At 60.3% G+C, this 23,174-nt stretch carries 34 protein-coding genes, 1 tRNA gene and 1 pseudogene; 16 read left to right on the top strand and 20 right to left on the bottom strand.

The window, feature by feature from the left end:
* From ACT6VE_RS04640 to ACT6VE_RS04620, 5 genes are all read right to left on the bottom strand, one after another.
* The coding region (locus tag ACT6VE_RS04640) for a sialidase family protein (RefSeq protein ID WP_444797419.1) at positions 1–818 on the bottom strand (818 nt) is incomplete at its 3' end.
* Positions 819–920: 102 nt separating this feature from the next.
* A complete protein-coding gene (locus tag ACT6VE_RS04635) occupies positions 921–1,127 on the bottom strand; it encodes a hypothetical protein (protein WP_444797418.1) in 207 nt (68 codons plus the stop codon).
* A gap of 55 nt (positions 1,128–1,182) precedes the next feature.
* Positions 1,183–1,419, bottom strand: coding sequence for a hypothetical protein (locus ACT6VE_RS04630; protein ID WP_444797417.1), 237 nt, complete (start codon positions 1,417–1,419; stop codon positions 1,183–1,185).
* Positions 1,420–1,557: 138 nt separating this feature from the next.
* Positions 1,558–2,064, bottom strand: a complete 507-nt coding sequence (locus tag ACT6VE_RS04625; protein ID WP_444797416.1) for a hypothetical protein — start codon at positions 2,062–2,064, stop codon at positions 1,558–1,560.
* A 239-nt stretch (positions 2,065–2,303) separates the two neighbouring features.
* On the bottom strand, positions 2,304–2,441 hold the full coding sequence (locus ACT6VE_RS04620; RefSeq protein ID WP_444797415.1) for a hypothetical protein: 138 nt from the start codon (positions 2,439–2,441) through the stop codon (positions 2,304–2,306).
* A gap of 210 nt (positions 2,442–2,651) precedes the next feature.
* Here ACT6VE_RS04620 and ACT6VE_RS04615 point away from each other — a divergent pair, with 210 nt between their 5' ends.
* The 3 genes from ACT6VE_RS04615 to ACT6VE_RS04605 all read left to right on the top strand — a co-directional run bounded on the left by ACT6VE_RS04615 (position 2,652) and on the right by ACT6VE_RS04605 (position 3,902).
* Positions 2,652–2,879, top strand: coding sequence for a hypothetical protein (locus ACT6VE_RS04615; RefSeq protein WP_444797414.1), 228 nt, complete (start codon positions 2,652–2,654; stop codon positions 2,877–2,879).
* Positions 2,858–3,244: a type II toxin-antitoxin system HicB family antitoxin gene (locus ACT6VE_RS04610; protein WP_444797413.1), complete on the top strand. Its 387-nt coding sequence runs from the start codon at positions 2,858–2,860 to the stop codon at positions 3,242–3,244. Before ACT6VE_RS04615 ends, ACT6VE_RS04610 begins: the two co-directional genes overlap by 22 nt.
* A 367-nt stretch (positions 3,245–3,611) precedes the next feature.
* The gene (locus ACT6VE_RS04605) at positions 3,612–3,902 is read left to right on the top strand and encodes a hypothetical protein (RefSeq protein ID WP_444797412.1); all 291 of its coding nucleotides are present in this window, start codon (positions 3,612–3,614) and stop codon (positions 3,900–3,902) included.
* Between the two features lie 54 nt (positions 3,903–3,956).
* Here ACT6VE_RS04605 and ACT6VE_RS04600 read toward each other — a convergent pair whose 3' ends face one another.
* Positions 3,957–4,265 (bottom strand): hypothetical protein, encoded by a 309-nt coding sequence (locus ACT6VE_RS04600; protein WP_444797411.1) that lies wholly within the window; start codon positions 4,263–4,265, stop codon positions 3,957–3,959.
* 81 nt (positions 4,266–4,346) lie between these two features.
* The gene (locus tag ACT6VE_RS04595) at positions 4,347–4,721 is read right to left on the bottom strand and encodes a tudor domain-containing protein (RefSeq protein ID WP_444797410.1); all 375 of its coding nucleotides are present in this window, start codon (positions 4,719–4,721) and stop codon (positions 4,347–4,349) included.
* Positions 4,722–5,162: 441 nt separating this feature from the next.
* On the opposite strand from ACT6VE_RS04595, the gene ACT6VE_RS04590 reads away from it, so the two are divergent.
* On the top strand, positions 5,163–5,438 hold the full coding sequence (locus tag ACT6VE_RS04590; protein WP_444797409.1) for a hypothetical protein: 276 nt from the start codon (positions 5,163–5,165) through the stop codon (positions 5,436–5,438).
* A 302-nt stretch (positions 5,439–5,740) separates the two neighbouring features.
* Here ACT6VE_RS04590 and ACT6VE_RS04585 read toward each other — a convergent pair whose 3' ends face one another.
* Complete coding sequence (locus ACT6VE_RS04585) at positions 5,741–6,109, bottom strand: DUF6362 family protein (RefSeq protein ID WP_444797408.1); 369 nt, start codon at positions 6,107–6,109, stop codon at positions 5,741–5,743.
* A gap of 49 nt (positions 6,110–6,158) precedes the next feature.
* Positions 6,159–6,503 carry an RNase H family protein gene (locus tag ACT6VE_RS04580; RefSeq protein WP_444797458.1) on the bottom strand — a complete coding sequence of 115 codons (345 nt, stop codon included), beginning with the start codon at positions 6,501–6,503 and terminating at the stop codon, positions 6,159–6,161.
* A gap of 35 nt (positions 6,504–6,538) precedes the next feature.
* Between ACT6VE_RS04580 and ACT6VE_RS04575 the strand changes: the two are divergent.
* From ACT6VE_RS04575 to ACT6VE_RS04565, 3 genes and pseudogenes are all read left to right on the top strand, one after another.
* Positions 6,539–6,739 (top strand): annotated as a pseudogene (locus tag ACT6VE_RS04575) (site-specific integrase); the annotation flags it as partial.
* A gap of 294 nt (positions 6,740–7,033) precedes the next feature.
* On the top strand, positions 7,034–7,753 hold the full coding sequence (locus ACT6VE_RS04570) for a class I SAM-dependent methyltransferase (protein WP_083242830.1): 720 nt from the start codon (positions 7,034–7,036) through the stop codon (positions 7,751–7,753).
* Between the two features lie 165 nt (positions 7,754–7,918).
* Positions 7,919–8,239, top strand: a complete 321-nt coding sequence (locus ACT6VE_RS04565) for an RcnB family protein (RefSeq protein ID WP_444797407.1) — start codon at positions 7,919–7,921, stop codon at positions 8,237–8,239.
* 51 nt (positions 8,240–8,290) lie between these two features.
* Here the strand turns inward: ACT6VE_RS04565 and ACT6VE_RS04560 are convergent, their stop codons facing one another.
* A complete protein-coding gene (locus tag ACT6VE_RS04560; RefSeq protein WP_444797406.1) occupies positions 8,291–8,767 on the bottom strand; it encodes a DUF2938 domain-containing protein in 477 nt (158 codons plus the stop codon).
* Between the two features lie 73 nt (positions 8,768–8,840).
* The gene (locus tag ACT6VE_RS04555) at positions 8,841–9,125 is read right to left on the bottom strand and encodes a hypothetical protein (RefSeq protein ID WP_444797457.1); all 285 of its coding nucleotides are present in this window, start codon (positions 9,123–9,125) and stop codon (positions 8,841–8,843) included.
* A gap of 164 nt (positions 9,126–9,289) precedes the next feature.
* Between ACT6VE_RS04555 and ACT6VE_RS04550 the strand changes: the two genes are divergently transcribed.
* A tRNA-Asn gene (locus tag ACT6VE_RS04550) sits at positions 9,290–9,364 on the top strand.
* 108 nt (positions 9,365–9,472) lie between these two features.
* Here ACT6VE_RS04550 and ACT6VE_RS04545 read toward each other — a convergent pair.
* The 4 genes from ACT6VE_RS04545 to ACT6VE_RS04530 all read right to left on the bottom strand — a co-directional run bounded on the left by ACT6VE_RS04545 (position 9,473) and on the right by ACT6VE_RS04530 (position 11,352).
* The gene (locus ACT6VE_RS04545; RefSeq protein ID WP_444797405.1) at positions 9,473–9,676 is read right to left on the bottom strand and encodes a DUF2934 domain-containing protein; all 204 of its coding nucleotides are present in this window, start codon (positions 9,674–9,676) and stop codon (positions 9,473–9,475) included.
* Between the two features lie 561 nt (positions 9,677–10,237).
* Positions 10,238–10,438, bottom strand: coding sequence for a hypothetical protein (locus ACT6VE_RS04540; protein ID WP_444797404.1), 201 nt, complete (start codon positions 10,436–10,438; stop codon positions 10,238–10,240).
* Positions 10,439–10,881: 443 nt separating this feature from the next.
* Positions 10,882–11,073 carry a hypothetical protein gene (locus ACT6VE_RS04535; protein ID WP_444797403.1) on the bottom strand — a complete coding sequence of 64 codons (192 nt, stop codon included), beginning with the start codon at positions 11,071–11,073 and terminating at the stop codon, positions 10,882–10,884.
* Positions 11,074–11,142: 69 nt separating this feature from the next.
* Positions 11,143–11,352 (bottom strand): hypothetical protein, encoded by a 210-nt coding sequence (locus tag ACT6VE_RS04530; protein ID WP_444797402.1) that lies wholly within the window; start codon positions 11,350–11,352, stop codon positions 11,143–11,145.
* Positions 11,353–11,573: 221 nt separating this feature from the next.
* Between ACT6VE_RS04530 and ACT6VE_RS04525 the strand changes: the two genes are divergently transcribed.
* The 7 genes from ACT6VE_RS04525 to ACT6VE_RS04495 all read left to right on the top strand — a co-directional run bounded on the left by ACT6VE_RS04525 (position 11,574) and on the right by ACT6VE_RS04495 (position 17,522).
* Positions 11,574–12,839 (top strand): class I SAM-dependent methyltransferase, encoded by a 1,266-nt coding sequence (locus tag ACT6VE_RS04525; protein ID WP_444797401.1) that lies wholly within the window; start codon positions 11,574–11,576, stop codon positions 12,837–12,839.
* A 124-nt stretch (positions 12,840–12,963) separates the two neighbouring features.
* Complete coding sequence (locus ACT6VE_RS04520) at positions 12,964–14,004, top strand: cysteine synthase A (RefSeq protein ID WP_444797400.1); 1,041 nt, start codon at positions 12,964–12,966, stop codon at positions 14,002–14,004.
* 5 nt (positions 14,005–14,009) lie between these two features.
* Positions 14,010–14,753: an alanyl-tRNA editing protein gene (locus tag ACT6VE_RS04515; protein ID WP_444797399.1), complete on the top strand. Its 744-nt coding sequence runs from the start codon at positions 14,010–14,012 to the stop codon at positions 14,751–14,753.
* 76 nt (positions 14,754–14,829) lie between these two features.
* Entirely contained in the window at positions 14,830–15,684 is an 855-nt protein-coding gene (sseA, locus tag ACT6VE_RS04510) for a 3-mercaptopyruvate sulfurtransferase (protein WP_444797398.1), read from the top strand.
* Positions 15,684–16,274 (top strand): GNAT family N-acetyltransferase, encoded by a 591-nt coding sequence (locus ACT6VE_RS04505; protein ID WP_444797397.1) that lies wholly within the window; start codon positions 15,684–15,686, stop codon positions 16,272–16,274. Before sseA ends, ACT6VE_RS04505 begins: the two co-directional genes overlap by 1 nt.
* Positions 16,275–16,369: 95 nt before the next feature.
* Positions 16,370–16,930 (top strand): OmpA family protein, encoded by a 561-nt coding sequence (locus ACT6VE_RS04500; RefSeq protein ID WP_444797396.1) that lies wholly within the window; start codon positions 16,370–16,372, stop codon positions 16,928–16,930.
* Positions 16,931–17,054: 124 nt separating this feature from the next.
* Complete coding sequence (locus ACT6VE_RS04495; RefSeq protein WP_444797395.1) at positions 17,055–17,522, top strand: DUF1203 domain-containing protein; 468 nt, start codon at positions 17,055–17,057, stop codon at positions 17,520–17,522.
* A 45-nt stretch (positions 17,523–17,567) separates the two neighbouring features.
* Here ACT6VE_RS04495 and ald read toward each other — a convergent pair whose 3' ends face one another.
* Entirely contained in the window at positions 17,568–18,686 is a 1,119-nt protein-coding gene (gene ald, locus ACT6VE_RS04490; RefSeq protein ID WP_444797394.1) for an alanine dehydrogenase, read from the bottom strand.
* Between the two features lie 163 nt (positions 18,687–18,849).
* Here ald and ACT6VE_RS04485 point away from each other — a divergent pair, with 163 nt between their 5' ends.
* Positions 18,850–19,311, top strand: a complete 462-nt coding sequence (locus tag ACT6VE_RS04485; RefSeq protein ID WP_069058597.1) for an Lrp/AsnC family transcriptional regulator — start codon at positions 18,850–18,852, stop codon at positions 19,309–19,311.
* On the opposite strand, the gene ACT6VE_RS04480 is transcribed toward ACT6VE_RS04485, so the two are convergent.
* The 4 genes from ACT6VE_RS04480 to ACT6VE_RS04465 form a co-directional block, all read right to left on the bottom strand.
* Positions 19,308–20,333, bottom strand: coding sequence for a CorA family divalent cation transporter (locus tag ACT6VE_RS04480; RefSeq protein WP_444797393.1), 1,026 nt, complete (start codon positions 20,331–20,333; stop codon positions 19,308–19,310). The two genes, ACT6VE_RS04485 and ACT6VE_RS04480, sit on opposite strands and share 4 nt — an antisense overlap.
* Complete coding sequence (gene ppk2 / locus ACT6VE_RS04475; protein WP_444797392.1) at positions 20,330–21,238, bottom strand: polyphosphate kinase 2; 909 nt, start codon at positions 21,236–21,238, stop codon at positions 20,330–20,332. Before ppk2 ends, ACT6VE_RS04480 begins: the two co-directional genes overlap by 4 nt.
* 180 nt (positions 21,239–21,418) lie before the next feature.
* A complete protein-coding gene (locus tag ACT6VE_RS04470; protein ID WP_444797456.1) occupies positions 21,419–22,669 on the bottom strand; it encodes a diguanylate cyclase in 1,251 nt (416 codons plus the stop codon).
* A gap of 155 nt (positions 22,670–22,824) precedes the next feature.
* Positions 22,825–23,139, bottom strand: coding sequence for an HlyU family transcriptional regulator (locus tag ACT6VE_RS04465; protein WP_444797391.1), 315 nt, complete (start codon positions 23,137–23,139; stop codon positions 22,825–22,827).
* Positions 23,140–23,174: the final 35 nt, after the last annotated feature.

Raw genomic sequence — 23,174 nt, 5'->3', positions numbered from 1 at the left:
GCGATCTGGAGGTATCCCTCGAACCGGATGAGATCCCCCAGTCGGTCATAGCGTCCAAACTGCGAGCTATAGGTCGCTTCGTTTCCGAGGGCGCTCATCGTGCTCCTGCTCACAAGCCGCGGCGTCCACTTGCGCGCAAGCATTATCGACTTTTCGAGCTGCATTCGCCTGAGCCGAGGCACGCATCCGCCGGAATTGTCTTCTCTCACTTCAAACACCGCGAATTCGCCACTGGGGAGGCGCTGGGGCACATGGTAACCACTTGTGGCGGCCATATCAGTGGCGCTGTCGAAATATGAATCGAACCCATCGCCACCATTGGCGAGCACGTCCTTGAGGGTACCGGAGAACCAGCGCAAGGTGTCGTTTGCACGGCTGCAGACGCCCAAGACGACCCGGACCGTGCCGTATGGATCCCGGACAATGTCGAGGGTAGGCGCAACGTCAGCCGTGACGCTGTCCAGCACGTCGGCGAGCTTTACCAAGGTTGAGCCGTAGTTCTGAGTGACGGCAACAGACATGCCGGCCGAATTCTTGCGGCCAACGGCAACGCCGCTATTGCCCCAGAAGGCGACCTTGGTCTCGTTTTCGGCGCTGCCGGAGAAGATCGCCGCACCCATTGCCCAAGTGTCGCCCATGTCGTCCGAAAGCCAGAGGCGCACGTCATTCGTGTCACTGCGATACATCGTGAACGCCAGACGCGATTTGCCGTCGCCAGGCACGACTTTGATGCGCCCGTACGCTCGCGCGCCAGTACTGGAATGGGTGTAAATGACCGATTGCGTTTGCCAGGTTCGCCCACTGTCCTTCGATCGCATCCGGCGAACTGGAGTGGCACCACCGCCAACTGGCAGGTCCGTGTAGATGGCGAGAATGTCGCCTGCCGGGGTGATGCCAAGGCATACGTCTCTGTAATCACGTCACGCTGGCGAGGCGACGCGCGCACTGGCTTCCGCAGTGTCTGCATTAGTCCGATCCGTTATCTCGTTGCTGAGGCCGGACTCAAGCGTTGCGATGCCAAGCGCGGTCTTCATCTGCGCGACCATCAAATCCGCCGGCGGTCCAGTGTCGCCCGCAATCCGCCCCTTGAATGTGCTCGTTGGCACATCGGCCATCTTGTTGTTCAAGACGGAACCAGAGCCAAGTTTTGGCGCGGTCACTCCTTCGTTGGCTATACGGAGATCACCCGACGCCGCTTCCAGTCCGCCTGTCACAACGAGGGAGCCGACCGGTCCGATACCAGCGGAAGATCGGCCGAGCACACGCCCCCGAGCCGATCTCATTGTTAACTTTGCCATCGACAACGGTTTTCAGTTCGGAGATCGCGCCATTGATCGCCGCCTCGTGCTGATCCTTGCGGGCGCGCTTCTTACCGTCTCCACCGGTTACAACCGGCAGAACATAGGGAGTGAGAGCCATGGTTTTCTCCGGATTTTGAATGTCAGGTTGTGGTGGCGCTGAACGATGTGCTGAAGGGCGATGGATTGCCGTTCCGGTCTATCGAACGAGCGAAGTAGTAGCGCGTGACGGCAGAGCCGAGGCCGGTCTGGATTTCCGTCACGACGGCGTTTGCAGAGCCGTAAACAGGCCCGAACAACAGGGAAGCGGCTCCTGAATTGTTGACGGTCGCACCCATATTTCCATGGCGTTATAGGCGCCGACATTCGGAGCCTTGAATGTCACCGATATCTGGCCGGCCCCGCCGATCGCACTGACAGGCGTAGGCGGTCCGGCCGCATACGTGCCCGCCGACGCGGTGATGGGCAGGGATTCCACCCATTCCGAGGCGCCAACCGGCGACACCGCCCTGACCCCGATCGTGTACGACGATCCGACTTCGACCGGCAGGAGAAAGCCGAAAACGTCACCGCCGCCGTCCAACATCTCGGCATCGATCAACCCGCCAGTCTGCCAGAGGTCGGCACCCTTTCGATACTGCCATTCATAGGAGATGACCGCCGACGAAAGGGATGGATCGAAATGAAAGCGGACGCGGGCAAGGGAAACGCCACCGGTGATGATGACCGTGGAAGCATCGCTGGAAAGCGAGATTACGCCCGGCACCTTGACGGCGCCGACTTCCGGGTCCCACTCCTCAATGGCAACATCCTGCTCTTCCGTTGCCGCATCCCAGGCATAGACCGCAGGCGAGGTTTGGTAGCTTCAACGACGACGATGATGAAGCACCGGCAACGGCACCGCCGAAGTCGACGACGTCATTCGGGCCGACGATGAGCTTATCCGGATTCGGACGACGGATGGTCATCGGTCGTACTCCTATCGAGATTGCGGGATCTGCCGGGTTATGTCGGGACCAGGCCGTCAGTACCCAGCCAGTGATCGCAGATGCGGGCTAGGCCCTTGCCGTCAGGCTGGACGACCTGGGCGTCTACGGTGCCGGTGATACCGGTGATGGGGCAACGAAGGTTCATTCCGATCATGACGGGCTCCTTTTCGAGATTGCTTGAGGGCATCGGGCGGATGGTGCTTAGCCTATCCGTAAGAAGGAGCAGGAATGCGCAAATATTTACTCATTTCCTTTTGAAGGCCACCTCAAGCATGAGCATATATCTACTCATAGAAACAACGGATAGGTGATGAAGACAAACACGGCAAAGATCATCAAACGTCTAAAGTAAGACGGATGGCGATTGGAGCGACACGGCGGAAACCACGATGTCTACCGCCACCCTGAAAAGGGAGACACACAAGTGCCAAGGCACAAGGAAGTCACCTCAGGGGTTGCCAGATCAATCGCGAGGAAAGGGGGTGGCTGTATAGCCCTCCCCAATCTCATGATCAGCGCGTCAAGTGTTTCTCAACGCCTACCTATGAAAGAGTGCCAAGGAGGGCCGGAATGTTCAGATATCCTGCATTAATCGACGGGGAGGCCGGCGCCTATGGCGTCGCGTTCCCCGATCTGGATGGCGTCGTGGCGATGGGTGAGACCATCGACGCGGCGCTATTGAATGCTGAAGACTCTCTGCGGGACTATGCCCGGAGCTGCGATGAACTCGGAACGCAGTTGGCGCGCCCCTCACCGCTCGAAGCCGTCGAGGTTCCGGCCGGCGCGACATTGACCGCTGTCCCGCTTATTCGCCCTGGTGGAAAGCCGGTTCGCATCAACCTCTTTCTGGAAGAGGGAACGCTGGCATTCATCGACGGCGAGGCGAAGCGCCGGGCCATGACCCGCACGGCCTACATAGGCTGGATGGCGAACCGTGTCGCTCAGATGGGCGGTTAACCGGGTGATGACTGTTGGCCGTAGGGTGTTCCGGCCCTACGGTCTACCGACGCGCGCCAGGATATGACACGCGCCAGTGGCTTGCTTTCGGATCAACGCTGCGCGAACTTCTCATGCCGAGCACTTTTCTGGACTAGCATGAGCTAACCCGCCGTCCAAAAGAAAGTAATTTCTTCCGGCCTATAATCATGTCGCACTCCACAATATGAATTTTCTACGGAGTCACTTTCCGTGCCATTGAATTTTCTTTTGGTGTTACCGTCCACTCGCTTGCAATCATGCGGGCCAATATCAAGGCGGAACAACTTTGGATATTCCAACATGGACTAAACCGGGCCTGTATGGAGCAGGCATCGGAGCAATCGCATTGGCTATTATCGGCTTCTCGTGGGGCGGATGGGTCACTGGCGCAACTTCAGCAAAGGCCGCAGCTTCAGAAACCAGTTCCGGCATCGCAACGGCATTGGTGCCTTACTGCATTGAGAAATCCAAATCCGATCCCGCGGCGACCCAAGTGCTTGCGGAAGTGAAAGCTGCCTCCGGCTACAGCCGACGGGGTGTCGTGGAAAAGGCCGGGTGGGCAACCCCACTTGGTACGGATACGCCAAATTCCGCGCTTGCGACTCTTTGCAGCGAAGAACTTAGCAAAACGCTCTAATCCGGCTCTGTAGTGAGGAGGCGTCGCCTACGCGGGGCGCCTCCTCTGCCGGGTTCAGCAGCGAATGTCAGGGTCGATGAGCATGTAGGCATCGACGGCGACGGGCGTGCTGGCAACGGTCAGACCGGACGGCGCGACGGAACTTCGGCCGCCGGCACGGGCCACGATGGTAGCCGGCGCTTCGCAGGTCAGCGCGACGTGATCGTCATAGACCTGGAGGATTGCCGGCGCCTCGATCGAGGCCTTGACGGCTTTGTAGATGCCCGGGTCGGTGGGTGTGGCCGCGACGGCGGGCGCCGAGATGGCGAAGGCCATTACCGCAACGGCAAGGCCGGCATAGATCAGACTTCGGGTCATGCGCATGCTGGTTCCTTTCTGCTGGGGTGAAACGAAAAACCCGCCGCGGTGAGGCGACGGGCTGATTTGTCTACGATCGTTGCTAGCTTATCTGGTGCGGCAGCGACCGGTCTTGGTCGTCTCCTTGTCGCCATCGTCGTAAGCGATGCCGATCTTCTCGCCAGCGAGAGAGGCGATCTTGCCCGAGTACCACTCGCCGGCATTCTTATAATTGCATTCGACCTTAGTGCCGATCATCCAGTCGTAGGGCCGCACCTCGCTGAGCGAGACCGTTTCCCTGTCGCCGTCGTCATAGCGAATCGTAACCTTGTTACCGGAAACCTTGTCGACGATACCGGGGAACCAGTACCCGGCACCTTGGTAGTTGCCGAGCACCCAGTCCCCAACTGTTTGAGCATTGGCAGCGCCTGCGCCAACAGTGAGTATCCCAGCAGCAATCAAAACAGAGGCAAGCTTAAACAAATGTCTTCTCCCAAAAACAGCCCGCAATTGAGCTGAGAAGACGGACGTACGACGCCGCATATGAATGGTGAATGAACTGCTGAAGTGCCCCCAAGCATGCTCCTATTGTCGACACTGCGTATTGCTAGCGCAAAGGCCCCACCATCGGGTGGCACACCGGGGGCACCACTGCACTATATTTCTGGATGCTAACTTTTCGGGAACAGTCAACGAACAGTTCACGAGCCGACACATCGACCACGCCTTTTGGACAGTGAACAAACGGCTCCAGCGATATTACCAGCCACGGTCCTGCCGCACACCGGTCCCACCCGCATGCAGGGAGATTGCTCATCACGTCTGCGCTCCCTTCAGCGCCGCCATTCCAAACTGTTATCCCGATCTATGTTGGCGGAGAATAGAAGTCGTCGTCGATCCGTTGAAGCTAAAAAGGAGTGCGCCATGCCCGCCTATATGATTAGCTACGACCCCCGGACGGCCAAGAACTATGATGCGCTGACCAAGCAGTTGAGCGAATGGAACTGTGTCCGGCCCTTGGAATCGTTGTGGATTGGAAACCTGAATGGCGATGCCCTGACAATCCGCGAAATGCTCAGGGCACTGATCGGCGGCAACGACGGGCTTTTCGTCTGTGAAATCAAACCTTCGAGCGATTGGGCGGGCGTGAAACTGCACGAAGCTGTCACTGCTTGGGTCCGCGCGAACATCGGGAAGTAATCCCCCTACCTCGGCACTTCCGGATTGTGAGCGACGCGACTTACCGTTTGTCCTGCCTGCTGCACTCCTACCGCGCTCCGAGGCTCCGATTCTTCTCTGAATGCCGCACCCGGAGGTTCCGGGGGTCGAGTACTCGGCGTTTCGGCAGAGCAGGGTCGATCTGCGGCCTCGCGTCCAATGCTCGCCAGTCCGTGGCGCATTTCTCGGACGTTACCGTTGTTGATGCGATGAATCGCTCATTTTCCGTCACGACACAATCGGGGCCACACGCCGAATTTGCCTATTTTGGTTTAGCCTATCCGCTAGCGGATAGCCTTTACAGCTCGGCGCAAAGTGCTTTCGCTCATGTCGTTTTTCTTCGCGAAGGCCCAAATTGTCAGGCCGGTGCGCACCTTCACCCATGACCAGGCATACAGAAACTCTCGGTCGGACTGCGAAGGAAGAGCGGTCCAGTCGAAGCACTTCTCCATTCGCCCCAGTTCGCCCGCTGAGGCCGTTTCACGATAGCGGGCCGCTCTGCCGCCATACGCATCGCTGAATCGCCTCACCGGCTCAGGCATGGCGCTACCGTACACCTTCGGGTCGCCGACAGCAGGAACCTTCCTCAACGTATCGGCCATTTCGAGAACCCGATCCTCGACCGCCTTCGCCGTCCAATCAGTGAATGTCATGCTGCTTCTCCCGCCTTGATCGCTTTACCAGCCTCTACGACGTTAAATTTCACCGACAGCAGAACCAGCAACACATCGCTCGTCGGCACTCCGCAGCGCATTGCCTTCGCTTGGCGGCGGAGCTTTGCTCGAGGTTCTTGATCTCAGCGGCCACGCGGTTCGGGCTGTTCGGCTTCTTCCTGTTCCAGCCGTTGGCCTTCCAGCCCTCCAACCATTCATTGCAGCCGTTCACGTCATAGGCGGAATCGCCCCATATCTTGATGACGTCCGGCGCCGGCACCATGTCGAGCCGGCCGGCCGCGCCGATCGCCCGCAGCATCGCGGTAAGCTCCATCGCGTTGTTCGTGGTCTCCGGATCTCCTGCATAGGCGAACTTGAACTCGACATCGTCGATGTAGACCGCATAGCCGCCGACGCCGGGATTCGGTTCTTCATGCCCTTCACCATTTCTATGCGAGTTGGCTGATCAATCGGAAGGAAGATGGCGGTCTCGGCTTGCCTGCCAAGATGGTGCAGGAACGCCTAGGTCACGCATCCATCGTGATGACCGTGGACGTGTACGGCCACCTGTTTCCGAGGGCCGATGATGGCAGCGAACTGGCGGATGCCGCCACTGCTCTACTGACCTGAGTGCAACATGGTTGCGACACAAGGCGAAATCTATCAACAAAAACAATTAGTGGTGAAAGCCTGAAAATCCTCGCCCCCTGTTCGATTCCGGGCGAGGCCTCCAATTTTCCAAACAAATCCACACGTTACGGTCATTTTCTCCGGGCCCTGCCTTCACGGCAGGCTTTGCCCATGGACGTATTCAGGCGCGAGCGTCAGAGCCGCCGCAGGCTTGGGGCAAGCCGATGGCATCAAGGTGATCTTCGCGCGAAATGCGTGAGTCTTGTCCTTCCCGATCTCTTGGAAAGCCGTCCGATGACCGAACCGAATACCGACCAACAGGCCATGGCGCAGGCGCTTCTGTCTGCCGTCTATCAGGTCATTGCGCGCCCGCAGGGTGATGCGTTCAACCTTGATGTGATCGCCAAGCTCGCCGCCGGCATTTCATCCTCCCAATATCTCTACACCCGCATGATCGGCGCAAAACGCACCGACAGTGCTGGCGCGCTCATCGACTATGCCTGCTCGCAGGCGACCGTCGAAGGCTTCGTCGTCGAGTTCGGCGTCTTCTCCGGCCGCTCGATCAATCGCATCGCCCAGAACAAGCCAGGCCCTGTCTATGGCTTCGACAGTTTCGAGGGCCTGCCGGAATATTGGCGCGACGGCTACCAGAAGGGTGCCTTCGCGCGCCAGGACCTGCCGGCAGTGGCACCGAATGTGGAACTGATCGTCGGCTGGTTCGACAGGACCCTGCCGAAGTTCCTCGACGACCATCCAGGCCCGGCCTCGTTGATCCACGTCGACTGCGATCTCTACAGCTCCACCCAGACGATCTTCACGCAGATGCGGGAGCGTATCGTGCCCGGCACGATCATCCTGTTCGACGAGTATTTCAATTATCCGGGCTGGGAACTGCACGAGTTCAAAGCCTTCAAGGAATTCGTCGAAAGCTGGGGTGTGCAGTACGAATATATCGGCCTGCACCCGAACCACCAGCAGGTCGCCGTACGCGTGACGGGCATGTACAATCGATAAAGCAGCCGGTACTGCGAAAGGAACAAGGCGGCCCATCGGGCCGCCTCTGCGCCTCCGGCGCGATATATTAACATGCTGTTTTCATTACAAAATTGTAATTTTTTATTCAGTTGCGGTTCATCGAGACGCCCCTAGGCTCCTCGTATCAACAACGAGGAACCACCAATGAAACTCTTCGCTAAAACCCTTCTGGCAGCTATCGCGCTCTCCTTCACTGCGGCGCCTATGGCACAAGCCCAGACCTATAGTCATGACCGCAAGTCCGGCTATTCCTCTTCCTGGAAGAAGCGCGATACAGACAAGCGCCATCACTGGCGTCAGGGTGAGCGCGTCTCCGACTGGAAACGCCGGCCAGCAGTGCGCCACTATCACCGTCATGGCCTGCGCAAGCCGGCACGCGGCGAACAGTGGGTAAAGGTCGACAACAGCTATCTTCTGATGAGCATCGCCACCGGTATCATTCTTGGCGTGAATGCGACCCGATAGGATGAGACAGACGCCACCACCGCCCCGTGGTGGCGTTTTCGTGCCTGGCGATCAGCGCATCAGCAACGCCGTGCCGAAGAGACCGAGCGCAAAGACCGTGTGCGAGACCAAGTTGAGCAAGCGCACCTTGTTGGCGTTCGGCAGCTTCGAGGCTGCCACGCCGATGCCGAGGCCGGGCTGCAACAGGAACCAGCCGGCACCCACCGTGACGATGCCGAGTATCCAGGCTGGCAGGAAGGTCGGCGTAGCAAACCAGCCTTCACCCACGATCAGCGCCAGAACGACACCATAGAGAATGCCGACGGCATAGTGGCTGACCCAGCCGAGCGCCAGTTCATGGGCGTAGGGCTGCGCCTTGCCGATGTCGTCGTGAAAAATGACGCCGTTCTTCAAATGCCAGAACCAGCGGCCGACCGCTGCCCAGTTCGGCCGGGCCTGGCCAAATGCCTTCCAGAGAATGATCGCCCAGACATCCATCAGCACCGTGGCACCGAACCCCACCACGATACCCTTCGCCAAAAGTCCCATCGATTCCCCTCACCCAAAAATGCTGCCGGGCGGTTAGATCAGGTCCGGGATACCCGTGCAAGAATGGCGGCGGTCAGCGCGCGTTGCGACGCATCTTGCGCGTGGCCCACCAGACGGAGAAGCGGCGGCGCTGGCGACGCACGACATGGGAATCGTGAGAAAGAACGAGAAGACCAAGCGGAACCATCCAGAATCCCAAGACGGGAAGGAAGCCGAGTACACCGCCGCAGACAAGCAGCACACCGATCGTGGTGCGCAGCCAGCGCGATTCCGGCAGTTTCAAACGGAAAGTGCCGATCACGATCTCCCGCGTACGAGGATCGATGCCGAAATGCATATTGTTTTTTCGCGTGCTCATTAACCGCTCATTCTGCTGTAAAGCCTGATTTTCCAAGGTTTGCCCGCTGTCCAAGTGGAGACTTCTCCACAATCAATCAAGCTTTGTGCATTTTTTTGTCAAAAATCGCTTGGCAAATCGATCAGGCATTTGTATTACGCGCTCATTCCGCAGCGAGCGGATGATCCCTGGTAGCTCAGCGGTAGAGCATTCGACTGTTAATCGACAGGTCGCCGGTTCGAATCCGGCCCGGGGAGCCAAATTCTTCAGCTAACACGCTGATTTTATTTTAGGAGCCGGTTCTTGATTGAGCCGGCTCCTAATTTCTTTGCCCAATCCGCTTTTCCACAATGGATGATTAGTTCCGCCTATCGGCTCGGATTGGCGTATCTGCTCAGACCATTTGGATTCGGCGCGTCCTCTGCCACCACCTCATCCGCTTCTTCCTCGATTTCCCGTTCCGCCTGCAGCCAATGGCCAAGCGACCGGCCGTCCAAAGAGCCCTCTCGCTGCCAGAGCTCGAAGGCGCGTTGCTTGATGCGTCTCTCGCGTTCGTCGATCATGATGCTCATCGCAGCCCCAGGAAGGACAGGATAACGAGAACGACGACGACCAGACCGACGATGTAGATGATGCGGTTCATGACAGGGCTCCATTGGTTAGTGCAGCCCGAACGCAATTGAAGGACGGTTGTTCCGGCCTCCTCGCGCTAGATGTATACATCAGCGATCCTTATGCGGTCAGAGCCGCTTGAGCAGATGCGTCTGCACTGACGCCAGCGCGCTATTCACCCAAAGGGCGCCGCAGGCGAAAATCGGTTCTCACCACGTTGCATAAATCTGCTGGCCGGTCTGCCGGCCACGTGTGTTGCGGACTTGGCTTCGTAGTGCGATCGCAGCTCTTCTCGACGGGCGGCGCAGTCGCCTCGCACTGCATCGTCCACATTTTCCGATACATGGCACCACGAGCTTCTTGTCGTACGCAACCACCTGCTGATGCTCGCCGCGTGGAATGAAAAGTTCATCGAACCGCTGGGTCATAATTCTCGCCTCCTGGTTCTGCGACAACCTCCTGGCAAAGATCTAGCGACAAGGGCGCGCTAGGGTCACCGGCATGCGCACGAGGGGCGCGAGCTAGGATTTGGCCTTCGCCGCGAGTGCCGCCTCGTCAGCCGAACCGCCAAGCCACCCCCGAATTGCACACTCGTCCATTGCAGCCGCCATCGCAGCCGTGCGGGTGGGGAATGGACCATGGAGCGTCAGGATCTCGTCACCGAACACAATAGCCACCGTCTTGGTGACGACATCGAAAATAATCTGCGGCCGAACCGGCATTGTTGGTTGTCCCTGTGGCGGCGAGAGTGGCGTTGGCGCCAAAACCCTCGGTGAGGTTGGAACGACTGGTTACCAACAGCGCCCAACATGCAGGTGTAACCAGCGTTACATGGTTCAGGGTGCAGATATGAGTGCGGGTTGACGAGGTTGATGAACCGTACTCACCGCTTGCGCTTTGGCCGGTCGTCGATGGGGCTTTTTTGTTCCTTCGGCGCGACACATGCCGGTGAGGCGCGGATCCCTTCGCCTTCAAATTTGAATCAACTTCAAAGCCGGTGACGTTATCCTTTGACGCCATGGGCCCCGAAACCGTGGCGGACGGGAAGATGCGGCACGTCGCTACAATATGTACGCGCCGCATGACCGAGAGGACCGCAGGTCAGTCTCACCGACGTCCCCTCACCCGCTTTCGGCGGATGACTGATCCCGTTCGTCCAATACTTCTATCTGAAATTCTGCGGCGGTGGCTTTATGTTCATCTGCAGCTCATGGCGGCTGGCGAAGCGACCGAAAAGGAGAAGGAGCTTGCGTTCTTCCGCTTTGTCGAGCCCGTTCTTGCGGCAGTGCTCGGCAACATCAAGAACGCTGCGGGTCTCCCGCGGGCTAAACTGGCGGTCGTCGACGTGATGGGTCATGGCGGGCTCCTCCATTCGCACGAGGAGAGAAACACGCCGGGTAACACTTTGTTCCCGGCGTTTCGCCGGTCAGGGCACCATGCCGGCGCCTGCCTGGCCAGCAACCCGCACCGCGCCGTAATCCCGGTCATAGGCCGTGCGACGGAAGGACTGGCTGCGATCGCGCGGGCGGGCGGAGGGGTCGTTCGGCAGCGTTCCGACCACCCCGTCTGCGTAGGTGCCGGTGGCGATATCGTCGTCGCCGGTCGGGGTGGCGTGAAAAAGCCCGAAAAACATCATGGTACCTCCAGTTTCCGCTCGAACGGCCAGAAGAAACTTCGTTCCCGGCGCCGCACGCATAGACGCAAAATTAACCATGTTTGCTAACAGGCCGTTAAAGGCCGGCCCTTTTGCGGCCGCCTCCCGCAACTTTTTGATCCGGACTGTCATGATTCACGTCTTGGCGTTCGGAAATATTGGCGCTAGCTTTCCGTTACGTCGGGTTGGCAGAGGGGCAATCGATGACGACTGAAATGAGTTCAGAAAAGGCACATTCCGACCGCGATATCCTCACTGGAGCCAATTTCGCGGAGAGGACGAAAGGACTGCCGTTTCGCGCGCAGATGGTGTTGCGCGGCCTTCTCGGCCTCGAAACCGGTCTGCTTTCCATGACTGTGCCCACGGGACAAACCTTCGTGATCGGCGGCAAGGCGCCCGGCCCGCATGCTGTCGTCAAATTGCACAATTGGAGCCTCCTGCACCGCGCCGTCAGCGAGGGCGCACTCGGCGTTGGAGAGAGCTATATCGACGGCGACTGGGAAAGCCCGGATGCCGGCGCTTTCCTGGAACTCATCCTCGTCAACACGAATGTCGTGCGCAACTATACCAACGGCCCGCGCGGCCTTTTCCTCCTCTTCGAGAAATTCCGCCACTGGCTGAATGCCAACACCAAGCGCGGCGCCCAACGCAACATTTCCGCCCACTACGATCTCGGAAACGCCTTCTATTCGGAATGGCTCGATCCCACGATGACCTATTCGTCGGCGCTCTATTCACACGGTGCCAACGATCTCACCTCCGCGCAGGTGGCGAAATACCGCGCGCTCGCGGACGCAACCGGGATCGGCCCGAATGATCATGTGCTGGAAATTGGCTGCGGCTGGGGCGGCTTTGCCGAATTCGCCGCAAGCGAGATCGGCTGCAAGGTTACCGGCCTGACGATCAGCCGCGAGCAACTGGCCTTTGCGCGCGAGCGCATGGCGAAAGCCAACCTCGCCGACCGCGTCGAACTAAAATTCCAGGATTATCGCGACGAAACCGGCACCTATGACCGCATCGTCTCTATCGAGATGTTCGAGGCGGTGGGCGAAAAATACTGGCCGGCCTATTTTTCAAAACTGCACGAATGCCTGAAACCCGGCGGGCGCGCCGGCCTGCAGATCATCACCATTCTTCAGGAAGCCTATGCCGAATACCGGGCGAACCCGGATTTCATCCAGAGATACGTTTTCCCCGGCGGCATGCTGCCGACGCGCGAGCACCTGTCGTCGCTCGGCCGCGAGTTCGGCTTGTCGACCGCGTCGGATATCGGATTCGGCCAGGACTATGCCCGCACCCTTGCCGAATGGCGTCACCGCTTCTGGGGGGCGTGGGAGCGTATCGTTCCCCTCGGTTTCGACGAGCGTTTTCGAAAGCTCTGGGAATTCTATTTCTACTATTGCGAGGCAGGTTTTCGGGCAAGGAACATCGATGTTCGGCAGGTGGTTTACACACGCCCCCTCGCCTGACATGTCATGGTAGAAAAAATCCCTATCTAAGGCCCCTCTCGAGAAACACGATTTCTTGCAAAGCAACGCTTGCCGGCCGAAAAGACGCTTCCTACTCTAGGCACATAAAACGAGGCTCGTCCCCATGTCCATTCTCCCGTCCGTTCTGGATGCAATCGGCAATACGCCGCTGATCCGCCTCAAGGGCGCCTCGGAGGCGACGGGCTGCGAAATCCTCGGCAAGGCGGAATTCTTGAACCCCGGCCAGTCGGTCAAGGACCGTGCGGCACTCTTTATCATCCGGGCTGCGGAACGCTCTGGCGCGCTCCGTCCTGGCGGCGTCATCGTCGAGGGCACGGCCGGGAATACGGGCATCGGGCTGGCCCTCGTCGCCCAGGCGCTCGGCTACCGCACCGTCATCGTCATTCCGGAAACCCAGAGCCAGGAAAAGAAGGACGCGCTGCGCCTGCTCGGCGCGGAGCTCGTCGAAGTGCCTGCCGTTCCCTACAAGAGCCCGAACAACTACGTAAAGCTCTCCGGCCGTCTGGCCGAGCAACTCGCCAAGACGGAACCGAACGGCGCGATCTGGGCAAACCAGTTCGACAACGTCGCCAACCGCGATGCCCATATCGAGACCACTGCCCCGGAAATCTGGCGCGATACGGATGGCAAGGTGGACGGTTTCGTCTCCGCCGTCGGCTCCGGCGGCACCCTGGCCGGCGTTGCAGCGGGCCTGCGGGCCAAAAATCCCAACATCAAGATCGCCCTTGCCGATCCCGATGGCGCAGCGCTCTACAATTATTATGCCCATGGCGAACTGAAGTCCGCCGGCAGCTCGATTACCGAAGGCATCGGCCAGGGCCGCATCACGGCGAATCTGGAAGGTTTTACGCCGGACTATTCCTATAACATCCCGGATTCCGAGGCCGTTCCGCTGGTCTTTGACCTTATCGAGAACGAAGGCATTGCCGTCGGCGGCTCATCGGGCATCAACATTGCCGGCGCGATCCGTCTGGCGAAGGACCTCGGCCCCGGCCACACGATCGTGACGATCCTCTGCGACTATGCTAACCGCTATCAGTCCAAACTCTTCAACGCGGACTTCCTCGATTCGAAGGGCCTGCCGGTTCCAGGCTGGCTGAAGGCGAAATCGGGGATCAAAGTCCCTTATCAGCCGGTCGAATAGGTCTCATGTCCCTACCCACCACTGCCCTCTTTCGCGACGATTTTTATCTTTCGACAAACGAGGCGGTGGTGACTGCGGTGCACGAAGACGGCGGCATCGAGCTCGACCAGACCTGTTTCTACGCGACATCCGGCGGCCAGCCGGGCGACACGGGTTTTCTTGAGCGCGCCGACGGCAGCCGTATAACCCTCGGCCCGGCCGTGACGGGCGCCACCAAGGAAATCGTCATTCATCGTCCGCTGGAAGGCGAGACCTCGCCGATCGTCGGCGAGATCGTCGTCGCCCATATCGACTGGGTGCGGCGCTACAAGCTGATGCGCATGCACACCGCCTGCCACCTGCTCTCCGTCGTCTGCCCCTTCCCGATCACCGGCGCTGCCGTTGGCGAGGACGACAGCCGTGTCGATTTCGACATGACGGAAACCATCGACAGGGACGAGGTGACGGCGAGGCTGATGAAGCTCGTCGCGGAAAACCACCCGATCTTCGTGCAATGGATCACCGACGAAGAGCTTGCCGCCAATCCCGGCATCGTGAAATCGAAGAACGTGCGCCCACCGATGGGTCTCGGTCGGGTCAGCCTCGTCTGCATCGGTGAGAACTCGTCCATCGACAGCCAGCCCTGCGGCGGTACGCATGTGTCCGAAACGCAGGAGGTCGGCGCCATCCACATCGCCAAGATCGAGAAGAAGGGCAAGGAGAACCGCCGGTTCCGCATCCGTTTCGGGGCGCCCGGTTCCGAAGGCTAAAGCCATTTGTATTGCGCAATTCGCGGCACGCAAAACCGCTGCGCACTTTTGCTGGAATTGCTTTGAGGAGAAGACCATGTCCAACGACAAGAGCAAGTTCGTCGTCTCGGCGGATTGGGTGGAAAAGCAGCTTGGCGCACCGGAGTTCCGCATCGTCGACGCCTCCTGGTATCTTCCCGCGCAGAACCGCAACGGTGCGGCCGAATATGCGAGCGGCCACATTCCGGGTGCGGTTCTATTCGACCAGGACGTGATCGCCGACCATTCCAGCCCGCTACCGCACACCGTGCCCTCGCCGGCCTTCTTTGCCACGGAAGTCGGCAAGCTCGGCATTTCCGAGACCGATACCATCGTCGTCTATGACGGCCCCGGCATTTTCACCGCGCCGCGTGTCTGGTGGCTGTTCCGCACCATGGGAGCGAAGAACGTCTACGTCATGGATGGCGGCATCGACGGCTGGAAGAAGGACGGTCGGCCGCTCGAGACCGACCTGCCAGAACCGGCACCCGCCGTCTTCCACACCAATTTCAATCCCTATGCCGTCACCTCGTTCGAGGAAATGCGCGGCGTCGTCTCGACCAAGTCCAAGCAGATTGCCGATGCCCGGGGTGCAGGCCGTTTCACCGGCGAGGAAGCCGAGCCGCGCGCCGGCATGCGCTCCGGTCATATGCCGGGCGCGAAGAGCATGCCCTCCGGCACCTTCTCCGTCGACGGCAAGTTCAAGGACCTAACAAGCCTGCGCCAGCATTTCGAGGATTCGGGGATAGACCTTTCCAAGCCGGTCGTGACAAGCTGCGGCTCGGGTATCACGGCTGCGATCATCACACTCGCACTCGCGTCGCTCGGCCATGAAAACAACACGCTCTATGACGGCTCCTGGTCGCAATGGGGTGGCCGGGACGATACGCCGGTCGTGACGGGAAAAGACTGATGGCGAAGAAAGTCCAGCCGACACCGATCCAGGTGCACATCACCGCGCTTGAAATGACGAGCCCGCCGAAACAGAGCCTGCCGGTGCCGGTCAACGTGCATACCGCCATCCTCAGCGCGCCGGAAATCCCGCTCGCCTTCTACCGCTTCCTCTACCGGCAGGTCGGCAGCCGCTGGCACTGGGTCGACCGGCTGCGGATGAATGACGAGACCTTGGCGAAAAAACTCAACGACAAGCGCAACAGCGTCACCGTGCTGTACGTCAACGGCGCGCCGGCCGGCTTCTTCGAACTGCTGCAGGTCGATGGGGACGTCATCGAGCTTTCGCATTTCGGCCTGCTCGAACGGGCGCTCGGTCTCGGCATCGGCAAGTGGTTCCTGCTCCAGACCCTCTATGCCGCCTGGGCGCTCGGGCCGAAGTGCGTGACGGTCACGACGAACGATCTCGACCATCCTCGCGCCCTCCAGCTCTATCAGATGTTCGGCTTCTCGCCGGTCGGCACGCGGGATGCGGAGGTCGTTCCCCTCTCCGATGCCGAATTGCTGGACCTGGCCAAGCGCGACTGCCTGCTGCCTGCCGAGGGCCGTTAAACAGTCTGAACGGCACCCAACCGCCGGTTCATGTTTCCTTCAGATCGTTCGTGGCAGTTTCCGCACGAATGACGAAACGAGAAGGAAATATCGCCATGCAACGCCGCGCCTTTCTGACCGCGTTTGCCGCCGCCCTCGCCACTCCGGCCCTTTCCGGCCTCGCGCTTGCGCAGGAAACGCCGTCCGAAGACATGATCCTGCGCCGCCTCGACGCAGCACCCGCCCGCCGCATGCCGGAGAACGAACGCGTCACCGTGCGCGAGTTCAAGCGCCGGGCGGACCTGCGCCGCACCGCGCCTTCGATCGATATCCAGTCGATCAACTTCGCCTTTGCCTCGGCGGACATCCCGCGCTCGGAATATCGCAAAGTGCGCCAGATCGCCCGCGCCATGGAAAAAATCCTCAGCCGTCGCCGCCGCGCCGTCTTCCTCATTGAGGGCCACACGGACGCCGTCGGCTCCGCCGCCTCCAACCAGGTTCTGTCCGAACGTCGCGCCGCATCGCTGAAATGGGTTCTCGTGCAGGAATTCGGCATCCCGTCGCGCGCGCTGGAAACGGTCGGCTATGGCGAGGAATACCTGCTCGTGCCGACCCAGAACGAGGAATGGCGCAACCGCCGCGTCACGCTCCGCCGCATCGACGAGTTCGTGCGGTAGTCCCGCCAGCCAATCCTTCGCCGCCGGCCTTCGTGCCGGCGGTTTTGCTTAGGGCGGCAAGAAACGGGTGTCGCAGCGCCACAAAACGATGGATCGTCACGGCACGACAAATGGAGTCAGCGTCATGTCCATCCGCTTCCTGCCCCTACCGACAGAAACCGCCACCGCTTGCTGGAGCGGCGGCAACGATGCCTATGGCATGACGCCGGAGCGCCATATCTCCGACGGCGACGGTGTGCCCTGCCGCCACTGCCTGCGGCTCGTCGGAGCGGGGGAACCCTACTTCATTCTCGCCCACCGCCCCTTCCCGGCACTCCAGCCCTATGCGGAAACCGGACCGATCTTCCTCCATGCCGAACCCTGCGATGCCCATCCGCCATCGGACGCCATGCCGCCAATGCTGACCAGCCGCGACTACATCGTGCGCGGCTATTCCGAAGGAAACCGCATCCTCTACGGCACCGGCGCGGTGGTTGCGAATGCAGAGATTCCCGCCTACGCGGCGAGCCTGCTGGCTCGCGCGGATGTCGCGTATCTGCACATCCGCTCCGCGCGCAACAATTGCTATCAGTGCCGCGTCGAGCGCGCATGAAAAAGGCCCGGATCGCTCCGGGCCTTCTGTCTGCATACTGATCACTCAGGCGACGTTCAGCACCGCCTCGGGCGCGTAGGACTCGTAGCCGAGCGCCTCGGCGACCGGCCGGTTCGTCACGCGCCCTCTGTGTACGTTGAGGCCTGCGCGCAGATGACGGTCCTCGGCAATCGCCTTCAGGCCCTTGTCGGCAAGCTGGAGGCCGTAGTGCAGCGTCGCGTTGTTCAACGCATGGGCAGAGGTGACTGGTACGGCACCCGGCATGTTGGCAACGCAATAGTGCACCACGCCATCGACCTCGTAGGTCGGGTCGGAATGGGTCGTCGCATGCGAGGTCTCGAAGCAGCCGCCCTGGTCGATGGCGACATCGACGATAACGGCGCCTTTCTTCATGCCGGAGAGCATTTCGCGGGTGACCAGCTTCGGTGCCGCGGCACCGGGGATCAGCACGGCGCCGATGACGAGATCGGCCGCGAAAACTTCCTCTTCCAGCGCGTCGATCGTCGAGTAGCGCGTGTGGATGCGGCCGCCAAAAATATCGTCAAGCTGACGCAGACGCGGGATCGAACGATCGAGGATGGAGACATCCGCGCCGAGGCCGGCGGCCATCCGCGCTGCATGCAGGCCGACGACGCCGCCACCGATGATGGCCACCTTGGCCGGCAGCACTCCCGGCACGCCGCCGAGCAGGATACCACGGCCGCCATTGGCCTTCTGGAGTGCCGTGGCGCCCGCCTGGATGGAGAGACGCCCAGCCACCTCGGACATCGGTGCCAGAAGCGGCAGACCACCACGTTCGTCCGTTACCGTCTCATAGGCGATCGCCGTCACGCCGGAGGCGAGCAGGCCCTTGGTCTGCTCCGGATCGGGCGCAAGATGCAGATAGGTGTAGAGAATTTGTCCGTCACGCAGCTGCGCCCATTCGGAGGGCTGCGGCTCCTTGACCTTCACCACCATGTCGGACTTCTGGAAGATGTCCGCGGCAGTGGCAACAATCTTTGCGCCGGCGGCGCGGTAGCTGTCATCATCCGCGCCGATGCCGGCACCGGCCTTGGTCTCGACGATGACCTCGTGACCGTGGGCCACATATTCACGCACGGCCCCTGGCGTCAAACCCACCCGGTATTCGTGATTCTTGATTTCCTTCGGACAACCGACACGCATTCGCGTTCCTTTCACAGTCCTGTTCCCGTCTCTTTGCCCCGCTTTCGGCGGGGAGCACCATGGAAGCAGAGGAGACGTGCAATGTCCTTGCAAAGCCGGTTTGCGAAACACGCGATTTTCGAATATTCAGCGAATATCAGCAGAAATTTCGAAGGATATTCGAATGGCGCAACGAGATGCAATTGATGCTGCGATCTTGAAGGCAGTTCAGCAGAACGGCCGAATCTCGAATGCAGACCTTGCCGAGCGTGTCGGCCTGTCGCCGTCGGCCTGTTCGCGTCGCCTCGACATTCTCGAAAAAAGCGGCGTCATCAACGGCTACTACGCCCGCGTCTCGCCCAAGGCGCTCGACTACAAGATGATCGCCATCGTGCACATCTCGCTCTCCGGCCAGTTCGCCAAGACACTCAACGAGTTCGAATCGGCGGTGAAACTCTGCCCGAATGTGCTGGTCTGCTACCTGATGTCGGGTGAATACGACTATATCCTGCGCGTCGCCGCCAAGGATCTCGAGGACTACGAGCGCATTCACCGCGACTGGCTGTCTGCCCTGCCCCATGTGGTGAAGATCAATTCGAGCTTCGCGCTACGCGAAATCATCGACCGGCCGAATGTTGGCATTTAAAAACGCAGGCTGACGCCGGCCCGCCGCAACAGCCAATAGAAGAGCGCGGTGGCAGCTACGCCGAGCATCACCGCCCAGCCGAAGCCGGATTCACCGTGGCTGAACGGCAAGCCGGCGGTGTTCATGCCGAAGACACCGACAACCAGCGTGCCGGGCAACAGCAAGGCGCTCATGACAGCCATCGCCTTCAGGCTGCGGTTGGACTCGTCCGCCAGTTCCGCCGCCATTTCCTCCTGCAGAAGGCGCGCGCGATCGTTGAGCATGACGATCTCGCGATCCAGTCTTTCAAGCCGGATCGACAGCCGCTGCAGCGTGGCGTGCGCCGTTTCCGACAACATCCAGCCGTCGCGGTCCTCTTCCTCGAACAGCGCCACCATTCCGCCAACGGGCCGGTGCAGCGAGACGGCCAAGCGCCTGATTTCCTTGAGGCTGCGACGCTCGTCGCTCAGCCGCTCGGTGACAAGTCGATCCTCCACCGCATCGAGAAGAGATGCCGCTTCCTTCAGCCGAAGATTGGTGTTCTTGCAGAACGCCGCGACGATAGCCTCGAAAAGCTCGTAAGCCGTCGCCGGGCAAAAACCTTCGGCAAAGGAGCGCCGCACCCTGTCCACGGCCGCCAGCGGATGTCGCCGCGCGGTGACGAGAAGCCGGTCGGTCACCGCGAAATGCAGCCGACCGACCGCAGTGGACGTGCGCTCCATGTCCTGCTGCAAATCGACGACGACACCATGCGTCGTGCCGGCCTCATGGCCGAGAACCAGGCTTTCATCGTGCCCGTCGAGAACGGCGCGTGCGGCGACAGGCAACGTGCATCGGCCGGTGAGCCAGCCCTGCATGCGTTGATCGACCAGATCGACATGCAGCCAGACCCAGCCGTCTTCAGCAGCAAGGGCCTCGTCGATCTGCACCGGTGCGATGAGCTTCACCCGGCCGTCGGCAGTGCCCCGCCAGGCGCCAACGAGGCCCGGCGGGTGTTCTCTGTCCAGCTGCTCCAGCAGGTTCACATGCGCGCCCAGCGTCAATAGACATCCGGAACGTACATCTCGTCCGGCGGCGGCTGGCGGATATAGTCGTCGTTGCGAACACGCTGCGGCAGGTCGATCGGTGGCTTCGGCACGTCCTCGTAAGGCACCTGCGCCAGAAGATGGGCGATGCAGTTGAGCCGTGCCCGCTTCTTGTCGACGGCCTCGACGATCCACCATGGCGCTTCGGAAATGTGGGTGCGCGCCAGCATCTCTTCCTTGGCCTTGGTGTAATCTTCCCAATGGACCCGGCTTTCCAGGTCCATTGGCGAGAGCTTCCACTGCTTCAGCGGATCATGGATGCGCATGCGGAAGCGGAATTCCTGCTCGTCGTCGGTGATCGAGAACCAGTATTTGATGAGGATGATGCCGGAGCGTACCAGCATGCGCTCGAATTCCGGCACCGAGCGGAAGAATTCCTCCAGCTCGTCCGGCGTGCAGAAGCCCATGACGCGCTCCACGCCCGCCCGGTTGTACCAGGAGCGGTCGAACAGCACCATTTCGCCGGCCGTCGGCAGCTGCGAGACGTAACGCTGGAAATACCACTGACTGCGCTCGCGCTCGGTCGGTGCCGGAAGGGCAACGACGCGGCAGACACGCGGATTGAGGCGCTGGGTCACGCGCTTGATGGCACCGCCCTTGCCGGCGGAATCGCGCCCCTCGAACAACACGACGACCTTGAGCTTTTTGTGCTGCACCCAGTCCTGCAGCTTCACCAGCTCATGCTGGAGACGGAACAGTTCTCGGAAATAGACCCGGCGCTCCAGCGTCGGCAGTGCAGGTCCGGACATGCCCTCTGCAACGAGGTCGTCCAGCCGCTCCTCTTCGATCTGCATTTCCAGCTCCTCATCGAAGCTGTCGGCTATTTCCGCTTTGATGCGATTCAGATGGGTGTCTTCGAACATGATCGATATCCGTATTGACTATCTGCTGCGTGTTCAGGACGTCCTTGAATTCGTATAGAAAGCCCGCGTGAACCTTTTGTGACGGGATCGAGTACGGATCGGTCGCATTGCGGGGCAAAAGGCAAGAACCGTTTGCAGCTTTGGGCTTGGGAAGCGAAATCCAGGCGTCAAGGCAAAGAACTAGTTGGAAATCACACGGTTGCGTCCGGCATTCTTCGCGGCATAGAGCCGGGCGTCGGCGGCCGAGAGCAGGGCATTCAGCGTCGTACCGTCATTGTAGCTGTTGGCAATACCGATGCTGACCGTGACCGGCGCACCGTCCGGTCGGAGGATTTCCGTCTCCACCGCGCGGCGCAGCGCTTCCGCCCGCTCGGCCCCAACATCGGGGGCTATATCTTCACAGATTATCACGAATTCCTCGCCGCCGAAGCGGAAGACTTTGTCGTTGCCACGCACCGCGCGTTGCAGGCAGGCGGCGATATCCTTGAGCACACCATCGCCGGCCAGATGGCCGAAACGGTCGTTGACGTCCTTGAAGTGGTCAGCATCGAGGATCATGAGGGCCAGCGGCTTGCCCTCCACCAGCATCGCCGAAAGCATGCGCGGCGCTTCGAATTCCAGGCGGCTGCGATCATAGACACCGGTCAGCGCGTCCCTGCCGGACCGGTCAAGCAGATCCTCGTAACGCTCCCGGAAGGTGAGATCGGCAAAGATGTCCGCAATCGGCCGCGGCGAGACCGGAATGGCCGAAATACGCGAATAGGAGAGATAGATGGTGATCAGCACGGCGTAGGCGCAGGCCGCCATCATCTTGGCAAGCCAGCCGCCCCAGAAGACTTCGGTCGGCGCGCCGTTCAGGAAATGCAGAGCGGCGAAGAAGCCGATCTGGTCGAAGGTCAAAACCACGACCCCGGAAACGAAGAAGCGCATGGCCGTGCTACGCTTGAAGACCCGGCCCAGGCGTTCGTAGAGCAGGATGATGGCAAGCGAATCGATATAGAGCAGCGTCGTGCCCCAGAGCATCAGCCACCCCATCTCGTCGATGAAGGCGAGGTCGGCAAGACGACCGGGTACGACGCTGATGGTCTGGTGGTGACGCAGGAGAAAACCGAGGCCCACCGTCAGAAAATTGCCCGCAAGCAGGCCGTAGATCGGTGCCCGCACGACGGCCGCATCCTCCTTCACGTAGAGAAGGAGGATCATCATCAGCTTGCCGGAAAAAAGCACGGAGGAACCCGGCGAAATGACACCGAAGGGCAATTCGACGTAGAAGACAGCCGCCAGGTAGGTTTCTAGGAAGTGCATCACCCCGAGCGCGGCGACGAAAACGCCGATGCCCAACTGATGGCGAAGATGCAGGATGCCCACCATGAAGACAAAATAGAACCCGGCCTCGATGAGAAGCAGGATCAGATTTTCAGTACCCATGATCGGTCCGCAGATTCTTCGTGCCAGCAGCTAACAGCACCGGCACGGTCGCAACAAGTCGTTTCCTGCGGATACAGGCAAATGCGCTGGTTCTCCAGCGTCTTCATGCTGTTTGTATGATTTTTCACAAAGCGAAGCGGCTTTTGCTTCGCCCCGCCTCAGACCTGCCGGCTGTCCACGCCGTCGCTGAAAAGCGACGCACCATGCTGGTCGGCAATCTGCTTGGCCTTGCGGAAGGTCGAGGCGACCGTGTCGTCCCGCGAGGAGAAGAGATCGGCGCGGATGAAGGAACGGGTCCACACCCGGTCGCCATCCCGCTTTTCGATCCGTCCGGCAAGACGATACTGGCCGCCCTCCGGAATGGGAGCTGCGATAAGGGTGAGGTCGTTGTAGGCCTCGGTTTCCTCCGCGATTTTCACCGGAGGAGCCGAGCCGCCGCTGCGACCGAAGAGTTTTGAGAAGAATGATGCCATGATCGATTGCTAACACAGGCCGCAACGCCCTCCAA

The sequence above is a fragment of the Shinella sp. genome (assembly GCF_052438155.1).
Lineage (GTDB): Bacteria > Pseudomonadota > Alphaproteobacteria > Rhizobiales > Rhizobiaceae > Shinella.
Note: the sequence above shows the minus strand (reverse complement) of the source record. Positions and strands in the feature narration are given on the sequence as shown.